At 71.4% G+C, this 14,958-nt stretch carries 12 protein-coding genes; 7 read left to right on the top strand and 5 right to left on the bottom strand.

The genetic code is table 11. The features are described from left to right. The first annotated feature begins 475 nt into the window (after positions 1-475). Both N4P33_RS22750 and ptsP read left to right on the top strand, forming a co-directional pair. The gene (locus N4P33_RS22750) at positions 476-925 is read left to right on the top strand and encodes a PTS glucose transporter subunit IIA (RefSeq protein ID WP_260828513.1); all 450 of its coding nucleotides are present in this window, start codon (positions 476-478) and stop codon (positions 923-925) included. Positions 926-1,016: 91 nt separating this feature from the next. Further along, complete coding sequence (gene ptsP, locus N4P33_RS22745; protein WP_260828512.1) at positions 1,017-2,687, top strand: phosphoenolpyruvate--protein phosphotransferase; 1,671 nt, start codon at positions 1,017-1,019, stop codon at positions 2,685-2,687. 113 nt (positions 2,688-2,800) lie between these two features. On the opposite strand, the gene N4P33_RS22740 is transcribed toward ptsP, so the two are convergent. Next, positions 2,801-3,688, bottom strand: coding sequence for a hypothetical protein (locus N4P33_RS22740; RefSeq protein ID WP_260828511.1), 888 nt, complete (start codon positions 3,686-3,688; stop codon positions 2,801-2,803). Between the two features lie 22 nt (positions 3,689-3,710). After that, positions 3,711-4,985, bottom strand: a complete 1,275-nt coding sequence (locus N4P33_RS22735) for an MFS transporter (protein ID WP_313904572.1) — start codon at positions 4,983-4,985, stop codon at positions 3,711-3,713. Positions 4,986-5,021: 36 nt separating this feature from the next. Here N4P33_RS22735 and N4P33_RS22725 point away from each other — a divergent pair, with 36 nt between their 5' ends. After that, positions 5,022-6,350, top strand: coding sequence for an aminotransferase class I/II-fold pyridoxal phosphate-dependent enzyme (locus N4P33_RS22725; RefSeq protein WP_313904571.1), 1,329 nt, complete (start codon positions 5,022-5,024; stop codon positions 6,348-6,350). A gap of 36 nt (positions 6,351-6,386) precedes the next feature. On the opposite strand, the gene N4P33_RS22720 is transcribed toward N4P33_RS22725, so the two are convergent. Then, positions 6,387-8,354, bottom strand: a complete 1,968-nt coding sequence (locus N4P33_RS22720; protein ID WP_260828510.1) for an acetoacetate--CoA ligase — start codon at positions 8,352-8,354, stop codon at positions 6,387-6,389. A gap of 213 nt (positions 8,355-8,567) precedes the next feature. Between N4P33_RS22720 and N4P33_RS22715 the strand changes: the two genes are divergently transcribed. Next, positions 8,568-10,934, top strand: coding sequence for a TIM-barrel domain-containing protein (locus tag N4P33_RS22715; RefSeq protein ID WP_260828509.1), 2,367 nt, complete (start codon positions 8,568-8,570; stop codon positions 10,932-10,934). Positions 10,935-11,030: 96 nt separating this feature from the next. Here N4P33_RS22715 and N4P33_RS22710 read toward each other — a convergent pair whose 3' ends face one another. Together N4P33_RS22710 and N4P33_RS22705 are read right to left on the bottom strand one after the other, a co-directional pair. Continuing rightward, positions 11,031-11,567 carry an NUDIX domain-containing protein gene (locus tag N4P33_RS22710; protein WP_260828508.1) on the bottom strand — a complete coding sequence of 179 codons (537 nt, stop codon included), beginning with the start codon at positions 11,565-11,567 and terminating at the stop codon, positions 11,031-11,033. 78 nt (positions 11,568-11,645) lie between these two features. After that, on the bottom strand, positions 11,646-12,458 hold the full coding sequence (locus N4P33_RS22705; protein ID WP_260828507.1) for a M15 family metallopeptidase: 813 nt from the start codon (positions 12,456-12,458) through the stop codon (positions 11,646-11,648). A 131-nt stretch (positions 12,459-12,589) separates the two neighbouring features. Here N4P33_RS22705 and N4P33_RS22700 point away from each other — a divergent pair, with 131 nt between their 5' ends. From N4P33_RS22700 to N4P33_RS22690, 3 genes are all read left to right on the top strand, one after another. Further along, positions 12,590-13,015: a Zn-ribbon domain-containing OB-fold protein gene (locus tag N4P33_RS22700; protein WP_399029963.1), complete on the top strand. Its 426-nt coding sequence runs from the start codon at positions 12,590-12,592 to the stop codon at positions 13,013-13,015. Next, a complete protein-coding gene (locus tag N4P33_RS22695; protein WP_260828505.1) occupies positions 13,012-14,202 on the top strand; it encodes a lipid-transfer protein in 1,191 nt (396 codons plus the stop codon). Before N4P33_RS22700 ends, N4P33_RS22695 begins: the two co-directional genes overlap by 4 nt. 118 nt (positions 14,203-14,320) lie before the next feature. Further along, positions 14,321-14,958: EAL domain-containing protein (locus tag N4P33_RS22690; protein WP_260828504.1), on the top strand; the 638-nt coding region annotated here is incomplete at its 3' end.

Raw genomic sequence — 14,958 nt, 5'->3', positions numbered from 1 at the left:
ACCTCAACCCGATCGAACCGATCAGGTCGGGGTATCAACATATCTGGCGTTGACTTTTGGCACGCTGTTGAGTTCTCAAGGAACGGACGCTTCCTTCGTACTCACCCTCTCGGGCTTTCCTCCGGGCACTTCCCTTCGGTGTTCCCAACTCTATCAGCGTTTTTCCGTCTCTCTGACCACCGTCCTGCGGGCATGCAGAAGGCGATCCCAGATAGGATCTGACGAGTTGGTTTTGCCACTGAGGCCAGGGCGCGAGTTCGCGCTCTTCATCCCCAAGCAGGAGTACGACTGTACACGGGGTCGCGGAGACCGTGCAAATCGATTAGTCTGGGTGGTCTAGACCTCTAGTCTAGACCACAACCGGGATCAGCGGCCCGGAACCGGTACGTCATATGACATACCCTGCTGAACAGTGCGCCGTCCGGGACAGGCAGTGACGGCGTCCCTATAGATCTCCACCCCTGGGAGGCTTCCCATGACCACCGTGACGTCCCCTCTTGAAGGGCGGGCCATCGGACTGGCTTCCGTGCCTGATCCGGTCTTCTCCGGCGCCATGGTCGGCCCGGGTACCGCGATCGACCCCGTCCGGGAGCCCTCCGAGGCCGTCTCCCCCGTCGACGGCGTCATCGTCTCTCTGCACCCGCACGCATTCGTCGTTGTCGACGGCAGCGGCCACGGCGTGCTCACCCACCTGGGTATCGACACCGTGCAGCTCAACGGCGAGGGCTTCGAACTGCTCGTCAGCAAGGGCGACACGGTGAAGCGCGGACAGAGCATCGTCCGCTGGGACCCGGCCGCGGTCGAAGCCGCCGGCAAGTCCCCCGTGTGCCCGGTCGTGGCTCTGGAGGCCACGGCGGACGCCCTCTCCGAGCTGCGTGACGACGGCGATGTGAAGGCCGGCGACAGTCTCTTCCTCTGGAAGTGACGCCTCGAAGGGACGTCACTTGCCGTCCATGACGGCACGTACGACAACCACCGCGGCGGCGGGGCCCGCCGCTCAATCGGAGACGGGTGAGATGGAGACAACGCTGCGAGGCGTCGGCGTGAGCCACGGTGTGGCGATCGGCGAGGTTCGGCACATGGGAACGGCGGTGCTCGAGCCGCCGGCCAAGCAGATTCCCGCGGAGGAGGCGGAGCGTGAACAGGGGCGCGCTCGCAAGGCCGTGGAGGCTGTGGCTGCCGACCTGATGGCGCGCGGCAATCTGGCGGGAGGCGAGGCCCAGGCCGTGCTCGAGGCGCAGGCCATGATGGCCCAGGACCCCGAGCTGATGGCCGACGTGGACCGGCGTATCGCCGTCGGCAGCACGGCCGAGCGGGCCGTGTACGACGCGTTCGCCGCGTACCGCGAGCTGCTGGCGGGCGCCGGCGAGTATCTGGCGGGTCGGGTGGCCGACCTCGACGACGTGCGGAATCGCATCGTCGCCCGGCTGCTCGGGGTGCCGATGCCGGGTGTCCCGGACAGCGACGAGCCGTATGTCCTGGTGGCTCGTGATCTGGCGCCCGCGGACACGGCGCTGCTGGATCCGACTCTGGTGCTCGGTTTCGTGACCGAGGAGGGCGGGCCGACCAGCCACAGCGCGATCCTGGCGCGCGCGCTCGGTGTGCCCGCTGTGGTGGCGCTGCCCGGTGCGGGTGAGCTCGCCGAGGGCACGATGATCGCCGTCGACGGCAGTACCGGCGAGATCTTCGTCAACCCGAGCGAGGAGAAGAAGGCGCAGCTCGAGGCTGCCGCTGCTGAGCGCAAGGCGGCTCTGGCGGCGTCTACGGGTCCGGGCGCGACGGCTGACGGTCACAAGGTGCCGTTGCTGGCGAACATCGGTGGTCCGTCGGATGTGGCGGCGGCTGTGGAGGCGGGCGCCGAGGGCGTCGGTCTCTTCCGTACCGAGTTCCTCTTCCTGGACGACAATAAGCAGGCTCCTTCCGAGGAGAAGCAGGTCGCGGCCTACCGTCAGGTGCTCGAGGCGTTCCCCGAGGGCCGTGTGGTGGTGCGGGTGCTGGACGCGGGGGCGGACAAGCCGCTGGACTTCCTCACGCCCGCCGACGAGCCGAACCCGGCGCTGGGCGTGCGCGGGCTGCGGACCCTGCTCGACCACCCCGAGGTGCTGCGCACCCAGCTGACGGCTCTGGCGAAGGCGGCGGAGGGACTGCCCGTCTATCTCGAGGTCATGGCCCCGATGGTGGCGGACCGCGCCGACGCCAAGGCGTTCGCGGACGCATGCCGTGAGGCCGGGCTGCAGGCGAAGTTCGGTGCGATGGTCGAGATTCCGTCGGCCGCGCTGCGGGCGCGTTCGGTCCTGCAGGAGGTCGAGTTCCTGTCGCTCGGGACGAACGACCTCGCGCAGTACACGTTCGCCGCCGACCGGCAGGTGGGTGCGGTCTCCCGGCTCCAGGATCCTTGGCAGCCCGCGCTGCTGGACCTGGTGGCGCTGTCCGCGGAGGCGGCGAAGGCCGAGGGCAAGAGCTGCGGCGTCTGTGGTGAGGCCGCCTCGGACCCGCTGCTCGCTTGTGTGCTGACCGGTCTGGGTGTCACCTCTCTCTCGATGGGTGCCGCGTCGATTCCTTACGTTCGGGCGACACTCGCGAAGTTCACGCTGGCGCAGTGTGAGCGGGCCGCTGCGGCGGCGCGCACTGCCGACAGCGCGGACGAGGCCCGTCGCGCGGCGCAGGCGGTGCTGTCGGGCGAGTAGCTGGGCGGCCGGCGGGATCGGTCCGGCGCTCGTGGGTTCCAAGGGGCGCTCCACCTGAGGTGGGGCGCCCCTTTGTCGTTCGCCACCGCCGAGCGCCCAGTGGTTGCCGTTGTTCAGTGATGGTGCGCGGTGTCCGGGCGGTCTCCCAGGTCGGGTGGTGCGCAGTAGTCGACGTTGGATTCGGGCGAGATGAGGTCTCCGGATTCGACGTCGGTGCAGTAGGCGTCGAAGACCTCTCCCGCGGTGAGGGGCTCGAGGGCGTAGGCGCGCAGGCGCCAGCCGTAGATCCGGTCGGGGGTGTCGGGTGCGCTGGTGCGCATGACGAGTCCGCCGGGGCTGTCGGTGGCGAGGCCGGCGGCCAGCACCGTGGTGAATTCGAGGGCTTCGGTCTCGTCGAGTTCCAGGCGGTCGGCGATGTCGTCGGCGTGAAGGACGGCGACCAGGGCTTCGGGTGGGCCGGAGACGCTGCACACGAGGTGCCGGTGGCCCGGTGGGGCGGTGTCGAGGATGCGGGTGAGGAGGTGCGCGGCGCGGGCGAAGGCGGCTCGGCCGAGGTCTTCGCCGCACGAGGTGCAGGCGCCGAGGCGGGCGAGGAGAGTGGTCGCGTACTCCCAGGTCGCCTGGCGGATGGCCTCGTCGACGAGGGTCGGCAGCAGGTCGGCGAGCGGCCGGCCGTCGTAGGAGACGGTAGGGCCGCTGGTGGCGAGTTGGGCGGTGAAGCGTGTGCGGCTGGCCTGGCTGTCGGGGTCGATCCCTGTCCGCGTGCAGTAGTCGGCGTATTCCTCGGGGTCGAAGAGGGCCACGGTGGTGTGGCTGCCTTGGCGGGCGCGGGTCCTGAGGACCGCTTCGACGTGTTTGAGGTAGGTGGTGTGGTCGTGGAAGGTGAAGCTGCGGTAGCGCCGCATGGCGCGGAAGTCGTGCTCGTCGGTCAGCAGGCCGATGGTGCCGGCGATTTCGCGGTGCAGCACGCGTCGCAGGGTCCGGTGGTCGGTGTGCGTCATGTTTCCCCCAATGCACAGTCGATCAATGCTCACTCACAGTAACCGGCGGCACTGACAACGGCGTCCGGGTAAGGCGGTCGCGGACGAGGCGGTGCTGGAAGACGCAGGTCACGGCGATGACGGAGCCGAAGACGGTCCAGCCGAGGGGGCCGGTGGCGATGGCGGCGGTGACGGCGAGCGGTCCGATGCTGCGCTGGGCGGCCTGGGCGAGGCCGTGCACTCCGAGGTAGCTGCCCTGTGCGGTCTCCGGGGCGAGGGCTACGGAGAGTTCCCAGGAGACGGTGGCGTGGAGGATCTCGGCGAGGGTGAAGGCGGTGGCCGAGGCGACGAGGAAGAGGGTGGCGGTGACGGTGCCGTCCGTGGCGGAGAGGGCCAGGGTGAGGCCGCCGGCGGCGAACAGGGCCGAGAGCGGTATGAGAAGTGCGCGGGCTGAGGCTGTGGTGGCGCCGAATCGGGCCAGGGGAACCTGGAGGGCCACGACCATGACGTTGTTGAGCACCATCAGCAGGGGCGCGAGGCCGTGCGGTGCGTCTGTGGCGTGGACGAGCCATAGGGGCAGGCCGACTTTGAAGACCGCGTCGTCCAGGAACAGGACGGTCTCGGTGGCGACGTAGGCGAGGTAGGTGCGGTCGCGCCACGGGGAGGCCGGGCGGGTGCCGTGGGTCGTGTTCTTGGAGGTGGCGACGGTGCGGGACGGGGACGGGGGTTCGCCGCAGCGCAGGGTGAGCAGGGCGCAGAGGAGGAAGGAGAGACCGTCGGCGGCGAGGAGCCACTGGTAGGCGGCGGTGTCACCGAGGGCGAGAGCGGCCGCGGCGGCGAGTCCGCCCAGGGCCCAGCCGGCGTTGGCGACAGTGCGCTGCACTGCCTGGTAGCGCACGCGGTCGGGGCCGGCGATGCGAGCGGCGTAGAGCTTGGTCAGGACACTGCCGCCGCGGTCGCCGAGGCTGCCCGCGGAGCAGTAGACGAGCAGCAGGGCGTAGTGGTCGGTGGTGAGGAGGGCCAGGGAGGCCGCCGCGCGGAGGATCTGAACCGCGGTCAGCAGGCGGGTGAGGGGCAGCCGGTCGGCGAGGCGTCCGGCGAGGGGTGCGCCGGCGATGCCGACGGCCGCGGCGGCGGCCACCAGGGTGCCGACCTGGGCGAGGGTGAGGTGGGAGGCGTAGGTGAAGTAGAGGACGGAGACGGAGGCCCACAGACCGCTGCCGATGCGGTCGACGAGGGCGATGGCGACCATGCGGCGGCCGTCGGGTCCTCCGGGGACGTGTTTCGACCATGTCATCGCGCGGCGCACCGGATACATCGCTCCCCCTTGCCGGGATTTATGTATTGATACATAATGACCAACGTGGCAACACAATATGGGATCTCAGGTGACACGGCCAAGGGAATTGCCTCTTCAGTCGAACGAGGCGTGGCCGAGGGGGCTTTGGCGCCTGGCGCCACGCTGCCTCCGGTACGGCGGCTGGCGGATGAGCTCGGTGTCAGTCCGGGGACGGTGGCGACGGCGTACAAGGAGCTGCGCCAGCGCGGGATCGTGGTCACGCGCGGGCGCGGCGGAACGGTGGTGGCACCCGCTCCGGCCGTGGCGTCGCGCAGACCGCCGAAGGTGCCGCAAGGGCTGCGCGATCTGGCCGGCGGGCACCCCGATCCGGGTCTGCTGCCTGGGCTTCCGCCGGTGTCGGGGCAGTCTCGGGCGGTCCGCTCACACCGCTCGACGCCGAGGTTGGCGGCTCTCGAGGAGGCTGTCCGGGAGTGGATGGGGGCCGAGGGTGTCCCCGTGGAGCAGGTGACGTTCGCGCACGGCGCGCTGGATCTGATCGGGCGGCTGCTGTCCGTGGAACTGCGGCCCGGGGACGCGGTGGCCATGGAGGACCCCGGCTACCACCATCTGCTGGATCTGCTGACGGCGTTGGGCCTGCGGGCCGTTCCCGTGGCCGTGGACGACGAGGGCATGCGCCCCGACGGGCTCGACAAGGCGTTGCGGGCCGGAGTGCGGGCCGTGGTGTGCAGTCCGCGGGCGCAGAATCCGTTCGGCGGCTGCTTCTCGGCGGCGCGGCGGGACCAGCTCGTCGACCTGCTCCGGGCTTCTCCGGACGTGCTGGTGGTCGAGAACGATCACGCCTCCGCCGTCGCCGAGGCGCCGCTGCGCACGCTGGCCGCCGGCGGGCTGGCGCGGTGGGTGCATGTGCGGACCGTGAGCAAGTTCCTGGGCGCGGATCTGCGCTGGGCGGCGGCCGCGTGTGACGCCACGACGCTGGCCCGGCACGACGGGCGGATGCTGCTGACTTCGGGCTGGGTCAGTCATCTGCTCCAGGAGACCGTGCACCAGTTGCTCACCGACGGCGGTACGCGCGCGTTGGTGGCGCGTGCCGGGGAGACGTATGCCGTGCGCCGTAAGGCGTTGCTCCGGGAGCTCGGTGAGCGGGGTGTCGAGGCGCACGGGGCGAGCGGGATGAACGTGTGGGTGCCGGTCCGGGACGAGTCGGCGGTGGTGAACGGGCTGCGTTCGTATGGGTGGTGGGTGGCCGCCGGGGCCCGGTTCCGGTTGACTTCCGCACCAGGTGTACGCATCACCACCGCCGGTCTGGAACCGGCCGACGCAGCGCGGCTGGCCTCGGACTTCACCGCCGTGCTCGGCGAGTCCGAGGCCACCTACGGGGGCTGACGCCGCTGTGGCGGCTGGTCACCCGATCCGGGGACGTCAGCCGCGTTTGCGGGCCAGATCCTCGTAGAAGGAGAGCAGCTCCAGATTGTCGATGGAGCCGGGGTTGACGGCCTTCTCCAAGGGTGTGCCCTGGAGGAGGCGCTTGACGGGGACCTCGATGCGCTTGCCGGTGAGCGTGTGCGGGACGCCCGGCACTTCGATGATCTCGTCGGGAACGTGGCGCGGTGAGAGCTGCTCGCGGATGGCCCCCTTGATGCGGTTCAGGAGGGCCTCGTCGAGCGTGACGCCCGGTGACAGGTGGACGAAGAGGGGCATCCAGTAGCCGCCGTCGGGCTGCTCGATGCCGATGACGAGGGACTCCTTGATCTCGGGGAGCCGCTCGACGACCTCGTAGATGTCGGCCGACCCCATCCGGACGCCCTGGCGGTTGAGCGTCGAGTCGGAGCGGCCGTGGATGACGACCGAGCCCCGGGAGGTGATGGTGATCCAGTCGCCGTGCCGCCAGACGCCGGGATAGGTGTCGAAGTAGCTGCTGTGATAGCGGCTGCCGTCGGGGTCGTTCCAGAAGTGGATCGGCATGGACGGCATGGGGTTGGTGACCACCAGTTCGCCGACCTCGTCGGTGAGGGGCTTGCCGCTGGGGTCCCAGGACTGCAGGTCGGTGCCCAGGCAGGCGGCCTGGAGTTCGCCGACGTGGACCGGGAGGGTCGGGACGGCGCCCGCGAAGCAGGAGCACACGTCGGTGCCGCCGCTGACGGAGGCGATCCACAGGTCGTCGCGGACCTCGTCGTGGAGCCAGCGGAAGCCGTCGGGCGGCAGGGGAGAGCCGGTGGTGGCCACGCACTGCACGGCGGACAGGTCGAAGTCCCGGCCAGGGTGCACTCCGGCCTTGCGGCAGGCCATGACGTAGGCGGCGGAGGTGCCGTAGAGCGTGGCGCCGGTGCGTTCGGCGATCCGCCACTGGGCACCCGTGTCGGGGTAGCCGGGGCTGCCGTCGTACAGGACGATCGTCGTGCCGGTGAGGAGGCCGGAGACGAGGAAGTTCCACATCATCCAGCCGGTCGAGGTGTACCAGAAGAAACGGTCGTCCGGGCCGAGGTCGCAGTGCAGGCCGAGCTGCTTGAGGTGCTCGACCAGGATGCCGCCCTGAGACTGGACGATGGCCTTGGGCAGTCCGGTGGTGCCGGACGAGTAGAGCACCCACAGCGGGTGGTCGAACGGCACCTGCTCGAAGGCCGGCTCGGTGTCCGCGGCGGTGAGTGCCGACCAGTCCAGGGCGCCGTCGGGGGCGTCGGTGCCGAGCAGCGGGATGTGGACGACGGCACGCAGGGTGGGCAGTTCGCGGCGCAGTTCGGCCACGATCTCGCGGCGGTCGTGTTCCTTGCCGCCGTAGCGGTATCCGTCGACGGTGAACAGCACGACGGGTTCGACCTGCTGGAAGCGGTCGAGGACGCTGCGGGCGCCGAAGTCGGGGGCGCAGGAGGTCCACACGCCGCCCACCGCAGCCGTCGCGAGCAGGGCGACCACGGCCTGCGGAATGTTCGGGAGGTAGCCGCTGACGCGGTCTCCGGGGCGTACGCCGAGGGCGCGCAGCTCGGCCGCCAGGGAGCCGACCTGGCGGCGCAGCTCGGCCCAGGTGACGGGGCGTGGCTCATGGGTCTCGTCGACGTACAGGAGCGCCGGTTCGTCCGCGCGGGCGGCGCCGGCGCGGAGGGCGTGCTCGGCGTAGTTGAGTGTCGCGCCGGGGAACCACTCGGCGCCCGGCATCGTGCGGTCGCCCAGCACGCGCACGTAGGGGGACGAGAAGCGCACGTCGAACCACTCGGTGACCGCTTTCCAGAACGTCTCCAGCTCGTCCACCGACCAGCGGTGCAGCGCCGCGTAGCCTCCTTCGGCGGGGGCACCGTGGTGCTCGGCGGCCCAGGCCTGGAACTTCGTGACCTGTGCCTGGGCGATACGTTCGGGATCGGGCTGCCAGAGCGGCTGGGGGTTCACGGTCGACATGGTGCGGCTCCCGGACTGTGCGCGTCGTGTGCGTCCTCCGCGCACGGGCTGGGGTGTGCGCGTGACGCGGCTGACAGGGACGATGCCATGTGATCGACTTCTGCACCAGGGTGCGCCCCACATAGTCCGTGTCGTGAAGATGTGGTCCCATCACGGGTGAACGGCAGTTGAACGCCACGTCCGCCGGGCGGGGTCAGTGGCAGGGTGAGCATTATGGACGGTCGTGACCTGGTGCGTTCGATGAAAGCGGTCGGTTCGGTGGGGGCGGCTCAGGGGTTGCGTACCGTACGAGCAGCGTGGCGCAGACGGCGGGCCGATGCCACCGGGCTGCCGCCGCGAGGGGTGGAGCGGGCGCGGGTGCCCGGTGTGGTGCGGGAGGTGACGCCGGGGCCCGGCGGCGGCATCCTCCGGTTCAGCCGCACGGAGCTGCGGATACTGGTCACCGTCAACGGGGCTGTCTTCTGGGGCTGGGACGGGGCGGGCCCCGAGCCGTCGTACGCGCTGGCCGGACGCTGTCCGGACGCGGATCCGAGGGCGGTGCTGGAGCCGGACAAGGAGGGCGGCTGGCGTGTGGTGGCGGAGCGGGTGACGGTCGTGGTGTCCCGGCACGGCGCCGTGGAGGTCCGCACGCCCGGCGGCGTGACCCTGCGGCGTGATCTCCCCCCGCGCTGGTGGGAGCCGGTCGGCGGAGGTCCGGCGCGCTGGATGCAGCGGTCGGAGGTGGCGGCGGACGCCCGCTTCTTCGGACTGGGCGGCCGTGCGTCGGGGCCCCGGCTGCGGGACGGCACCTACCGCCTGTGGAACACCGGCTCCCGGCGGGCCTTCGGGCCCGGAGACGATCCGCTGTATCTCACGATGCCGGTGCAGTTGGTGGTGGCCGACGCGGGCACGCATCTGGTGTTCCACGACAACCCGTGGGACGGCAGGGTGACGCTGCGGGAGGGCGAGGAGGGGGCGGGCTCCGGACACGACCGGGCGGGGTCGAGCGAGCTGCGCATGGACGGCGGGCCTCTGCGGTGCTGGGTGATGCAGGGCACCCCCGGGCGTGTGCTGTTCGCCTGGGCCTCGCTCACCGGTGCGCCCGCGCTGCCGCCCGCGTGGGCGCTGGGCCATCATCACGCGCGGTGCGGCTCCGGCGGCGAGGAGGAGGTCCGGCGGCTCGTCGCCGGCTGTCAGGAGCACGGCCTGCCGCTCGACGCGGTCCATCTCGACCTCGACCACTGTGACGCCCATCAGGTGTTCAGCGCCGACCAGGAGCGGTTCCCCAAGCTTCCGGAGCTCGCCGACGAGCTGCGCCGGGAGGGGGTCCGGCTGGTGTCGGTCGTCGATCCCGCGGTGCGTGCCGTGCCCGGGAACGCCGTGTTCGACGCCGGGACGGCCGAGGACGCGTTCGTCCGGGACGCCTCGGGTGAGATCGTGCAAGGGGTCTCGTGGCCCGGGGAGGCGGTCTTCCCCGACTTCACGCACGCGCGCGTGCGGGAGTGGTGGGGCGGCCTGTACGCGGAGCGGCTGGCGCAGGGGTTCGCGGGTTTCTGGCACGACAGGAACGAGCCGACGTCGTTCTCGGCCTTCGGGGAGCCGACGCTGCCCCGCTCGGCCCGGCACGCTCTGGAGGGCCGGGGCGGGGATCATCGTGAGGCGCACAACGTGTACGGGCTGTGCATGTCGCAGGCGGCGTACGAGGGTCTGCGGAGGCTTGCGCCCGAGGAGCGGCCGTTCGCCTTCTCGCGTTCCGGGTGGGCCGGTATGCAGCGCTACGGCGGGGCCTGGTCGGGCGAGGTGGCGACGGGCTGGCCGGGGTTGCGGGCGTCGCTGGCGCTGGTCATGGGACTGGGCCTGTGCGGGGTTCCCTACTCGGGGCCGGATGTCGGCGGCTTCGACGGGGATCCGTCCCCGGAGCTGTTTCTGCGGTGGCTGCAACTGGGCGCCTACCTGCCGCTGTTCCGCACGCGTGCGAGCCCGCAGGCGGGGCGGAGGGAGCTCTGGGAGCTTGGTCCTCAGGTGCTGGAGCACGCGCGCGTGGCGCTCGTCGAACGGCGGCGTCTGCTGCCGTACTTCATGACGCTGGCGCATCTGGCCCGGCGCACAGGTGCGCCCTATGTACGGCCGCTGTGGTGGTCGGCGCCCGAGGAGCGCGCGCTGCGTGAGTGCGAGGACGCGTTTCTGCTCGGCGACTGTCTGCTGGTGGCGCCGGTGCTGGATCCGGGGGCGGACCGGCGCGCGGTGCAGCTGCCGCGGGGGCGGTGGTACGACACGGTGACGGGGCAGGCCTACGACGGACCGGCGCAGGTGCTGGTGGATGCCCCCTTGGAGCGGATTCCGGTGTTCGCACGCGCGGGTGCCGTGCTTCCCGTGCGCGGGGAGGACGGCGGGCTCGAGCTGGAGGTGTGGGCGCCCGCGCGGGGGCGGACCGGGGGCGGTCTCGTCGTGCCGGACGCGGGCGAGGGGTGGGCGGAGCCGGAGATCGAGCGGTACACCGTCCGGTGGGCGGGCCCGCGGCTCGTGGTGGAGCGGGAGAGCGACGACGGTGCCGGCGAGCCGTCCCACCCGGTGCGTGTCCGCGGACTCGGGCCGGGCTGAGGCGAGCCGCCCCGTCCGCGGCCGCGCAGCTCCGTGCAGCGGCCGCCGAGGCCGGCGGGCAGCTGCTGCCAAGGCTGCGGGCAGCTGCCGCGGGCGTCAGATGTAGCGGCCCTCGAACCAGGCTCGTACGGCCAGTGTGTGGAGCGGGAAGGCGAGTTCCTGCGGGCGGCGCAGGAGGTGCCAGCCCTCCGTCTCGGCCGTCGCGGCGGACGGCGGGAGGGACTCCGCCGGGCGTTCCGGCAGGAGCCCGAACAGGAGCAGGTGGCCGTCGGGCGAGCTCATGGCGTCGACCAGGCGGACGTCGCGGGCCGCCGCGTCGATGCCCGTCTCCTCCTTGAGTTCCCGGACGACGCCCTGGCGCCAGTCCTCGCGGTCGTCGATGTAGCCGCCGGGCAGCGCCATGCCTCCGCGTGCGGGAGCGACGGTCCGGGTGATGACGACCAGGGCGGTGCCCTGCGTGTCGTACACGGGCTGCAGGGCCACCGCGACGGGCAGCGGGTTGCGGTAGGCGACGGTGCCGCACGCGGGGCAGGTGCGGGGCCAGCCGGAGACGCCCTCTCCGTAGGGCGTGCCGCAGCTCGAGCAGTGGGAGCCCGGCGCGGAATGGGGGACGGAGGTTCGGGATTCGGACACGCGGCGGACTGTATCCGATCACGCAACGGACGTCTCCGACAGGCGGCTCAGTCAGGCCGCTCAGTGGTGGCCGGTGGCTCAGTGGTGACCGGTGAGCGATCTGCGGGAGACCGGGAAGTCGAAGTAGGTGTCCGGGTGGGCCTCCGGCTTGAAGGTGTAGTGCCACCACTCCTCGGCGAGGTTGACGAACCCGAGGTTCTCCAGGGTGCTCTTCAGCAGCAGCCGGTTGGCGCGCTGTTCGCCCTGGATGCGGGGGTCGAGCGTGTGGCTGAGGGTGTCGAAGCAGTCGTAGCCGGTGCCCATGTCGACGGAGTTGTCCGGGAAGCGCTCGTCCTTGGGGGCGAAGCAGGGGGTGAGCGGTTCCCCGGGGTGGTACGGGCGGGTCGGCCGCGCGGGGAGTTTCACGAGGGTGAGGTCCACGGTGGAGCCGCGGCTGTGGCCGGACTTCTCCGCGATGTACCCGTCGGCGAACAGCCGTGTCTTGTCGATGTCCGGGTAGAACTCGGCCTTCATGGACTGGTCCTGGAGATCCTCGGCCCAGCGTACGAAGTGGTCCACCGCGCGCTGGGGGCGATAGCAGTCGTACACCTTCAGGGAGTAGCCCTGGCGCAGCAGCTGCCGCTGCGCCTTGTGGAGAGCCTGGGCGGCGGGGCGAGTGAGGATGCACAGGGGCTGCCGGTAGCCGTCGATGCGCTCGCCGACGAAGTTGTGGCGGGTGAAGTAGCGCATCTCCTGGAGGATCGTGGGGTCGATGCTGCTGAGCGCCACGAAGTCCTCCGGCGCCTTGGGCTCGGTGTGCGCCTGGGCCGGAGCGGTGGCTGCCGTCGTGGCCAGCAGGGCGGCGAGAGCGGTGACCAGTCCGCGTAGCGCGGAGGAGAGTCGTCGTGTCATGTCTCCTGCATCTATCAGGGTCGGGTCCGGCCGGGAAAGGACCCTGCCCTTGTCGGGTCGCACGTGCCACACTTCTGACGCATCGTCAGGTCTGGTCTCCGGGAGGGACGATGACAGGAGTCCGTCGGCCGGTGGTCGAGGGGTGGTTCAGCGACGGTGAACAGGGTTTCCGGCTGCTCGGCACCCGTTGTTCCGCCTGCGGTTCGTTCTTCTTTCCTCGCGTGGACGGCCCGTGCCGGAATCCGCACTGCGCGGGTGGCGACATGGCGGAGGTTCCCTTGTCGCGCCGGGGGCGGATCTGGTCGTACACGGACTGCCGGTACCGCCCTCCGTCACCGTATGTGACCGATCGGGAACTTCCGTGGGAGCCGTGCGCGTTGATCGCGGTGGAGCTGGAGGCCGAGCGGATGGTGGTGCTGGGACAGGCGGCTCCCGGGATCACCGTCGCCGATCTGACGGTGGGCATGGAGGTCGAGGCCGTGCCCGGCGTCCTGCATGAGGACGCGGAGACGACCTGGACGACCTGGAACTGGAAGCCGACGGGGGTGACGGCATGACGGGAGAGGTGGCGGTGCTCGGCGCCGGGCTGCATCCATGGGGCAAACAGCAGCGGCCGTTCGTGGAGTACGGCGTGGCGGCGGCCCGCGCCGCGCTGGCCGACGCGGCGCTCGACTGGCGGGACGTCGGGGCGATCGTCGGCGCGGACACGGTGCGTGGCGGCTACCCGGGGTACGTCGCCGGGGCGACGTTCGCCAGAGCTCTGGGCTGGCAGGGCGCCCGGGTCACGAGCGTGTACGCGGCATGCGCGTCCGGGGCGCAGGCGATCGCCACCGCTCGGGCGCAGATCCTCGCGGGCCTCGCCGAGGTGGTGCTCGTGGTCGGCGCCGACGCGGCTCCGAAGGGGTTCTTCCGGCCGGCCGGCGGTGAGCGGCCCGATGATCCCGACTGGTTGCGCTTCCGGATTCTCGGGGCCACGAACCCAGCCTATTTCGGGCTGTACGCGCGGCGGCGCATGGCCGTCCACGGCGACACGCTCGAGGACTTCGCCCAGGTCAAAGTGAAGAACGCGGCGATGGGCGCGCTGAACCCGTACGCGCGCTACCGCAAGCGCGTCACCGCGCGGGAGGTCGCCGCCTCGCCGGTGGTCGCCGACCCGCTGCGGCTGCTGGACATCTGCGCGACCTCGGATGGCGGGGCGGCGCTGGTGCTGGCCGGCATGGAGTTCGCGCGGCGGCACTCCGCGGCGGACCCGGTGCGGATCCGGGCGGTGTCCACGGTGACACCGCGCTATCCCACCACGGTGCTGGACCTGCCGGACATCGCCACGGACTCCGCGGCGGCGGTGGAGCCTGCCGCAGGCACCTTCCGGGAGTCGATCGCGCGGGCCGCCTACGAGGAGGCGGGAGTCGGACCGGAGGATCTGTCGCTGGCCGAGGTGTACGACCTGTCCACGGCACTGGAGTTGCAGTGGTACGAGGACCTGGGGCTGTGCGGGGAGGGCGAGGCGGTCAAGCTGCTGCGGGACGGCGCGACGGCTCATGGCGGGCGCATACCCGTGAACGTCAGCGGCGGTCTGGCGTCGTTCGGCGAGGCGGTGCCGGCCCAGGCGATCGCCCAGGTGTGCGAACTGACCTGGCAGTTGAGAGGCACGGCCGGTGCGCGGCAGGTCGCCGGGGCCCGGGTGGGGATCAGCGCCAACCAGGGGCTGTTCGGCCATGGATCGGCGGTGATCGCCGTGCGATGAGGATGATCGCCGTGCCCCGCGGGCACCCCGTTCGTACGCTGTGTGATCGCTCGGGAATCCTGCGTGAACGTCGCATGAACTGGGCTCGGGCGGCCCCGGGCGGCGCCATCATGCTCCCGTGCGCTCCTGGACGGACAATCTCCGCTTCGCCTTCCAACCGGTGATCAATCTGACGACCGGTGGGGTGGCCGGTCTGGAGATACTCGCCCGTCCGGAGAGCGGCGACGTCCTGGCCGAGGCGCGCCGCCAACCCGAACTGGACGTGCGGCTGGCGGTGTCGGCGGTCCGGGCGGCGGTGCGCAAGGAGACGCTGCTCCCGCTGTACGTCAACGTGTTCGCCGGCACCCTGGCCGATCTCGGCGGGCTTCCCTCGCTGCATGACGCGGTGCGCGAGGCGGGTCGCCTGCCGTGGGAGGTGACGATCGACATCGGCACGCCCTACACGCATGTGCCGCGACAGGCGCTGCTGGACGCGGTGGCGGCGCTGCGCGGGCAGGGCTTCAGGATCTGCGCCGACGGTGTCGGAGACGGCGATCTGCCGCTGCGGCTGCTCGTCGATCTCGCTCCCGACCTGGTCAAGCTGGACGCGTCGTTGCTGTCCCGGCCGGCCGCGGTGCGGGCGATGCGTACGCTGTGCGATCAGCTGGGGGCGCTGCTGTCCGTCGAGGGCGTGGAGACGGAGGGGCAGTGCGCGACGGTGCTGGCGGCCGGTGCCCAGCTGGCGCAGGGGGAGCTCTTCGCGCCGCCCGCCCGGCT

The sequence above is a fragment of the Streptomyces sp. 15-116A genome (genome assembly GCF_025290915.1).
In the GTDB taxonomy this organism is placed as follows: Bacteria; Actinomycetota; Actinomycetes; order Streptomycetales; family Streptomycetaceae; genus Streptomyces.
This window is presented reverse-complemented; position numbering and strand designations above follow the sequence as displayed.